The organism is Pseudodesulfovibrio pelocollis (assembly GCF_030282845.1).
Classification (GTDB): domain Bacteria; phylum Desulfobacterota; class Desulfovibrionia; order Desulfovibrionales; family Desulfovibrionaceae; genus Pseudodesulfovibrio; species Pseudodesulfovibrio pelocollis.
This window is the reverse complement of sequence record NZ_JASTWE010000127.1, coordinates 1-584: the sequence shown is the minus strand read 5'-3', so window position 1 is coordinate 584 and position 584 is coordinate 1. Positions and strand designations below refer to the sequence as shown.

Below are 584 nucleotides of genomic sequence, written 5' to 3'. Positions count from 1 at the left end.
CACCAGGTCACATCGTGGTCCGGCTGCTTGGGCGGCCTGGGCTGCCAGCGCGGGCGGATCAGCTCGGCGGCCAGCCCGGTGATGCCGGACACCGCGCCGTGCAGCACGGCCACCAGCTGGTCCTGGGTCAGCGGGGCTGTTGCCGGGGTCAGGTATCCGCCGCTGGCGCTGCTGGTGGTCATGTATTTATCTCCCTGCCGCGCATGTCCGTGGCGGCGGCCAGGGCTATGCAGACCCCGCCGGTCTGCAGCCAGTCCTGCACCTGCACCACCTGGAACTGCCCGCCGCGCCAGTGGACCACGTCCGGGGCCAGGGTCGGCGTACCGGGCGTCAGGGGCTGGCTCGTGTACACGGCCACCACCTCGCTGGACCGGTCCGCCTCGGGCAGCCGATTAAGCTGCCTGTCCGTGGCGGGCAGGATTACGCCGCTCATGGGCAGGTCCGTGCCGGTCAGCACGGTCATGCCCTGGGCGTTGACCGTCTCCACCGAGCGAGTCACGATGAACTCCACCCGGAAGTCGGGATCGTCCAGCACGTCGGATACGTCGATCATTATTTGGTCCTCTTGCGCACCACGTAGGTGA

The 584-nt window shown here is 68.8% G+C and carries 2 protein-coding genes; both read right to left on the bottom strand.

All coding sequences use genetic code 11. The features are described from left to right. Positions 1-182, bottom strand: a 182-nt coding sequence (locus QQS14_RS16530; protein ID WP_285908116.1) for a hypothetical protein, incomplete at its 3' end; no start/stop codon positions are given. After that, the gene (locus tag QQS14_RS16525; protein ID WP_285908115.1) at positions 179-553 is read right to left on the bottom strand and encodes a hypothetical protein; all 375 of its coding nucleotides are present in this window, start codon (positions 551-553) and stop codon (positions 179-181) included. The genes QQS14_RS16525 and QQS14_RS16530, both read right to left, overlap by 4 nt. Positions 554-584 lie beyond the last annotated feature (31 nt).

What these genes read in the sequence shown, in the direction of transcription:
- QQS14_RS16525 (WP_285908115.1), bottom strand. Translation starts at nt 553, where the DNA reads ATGATCGACGTATCCGACGTGCTGGACGATCCCGACTTCCGGGTGGAG.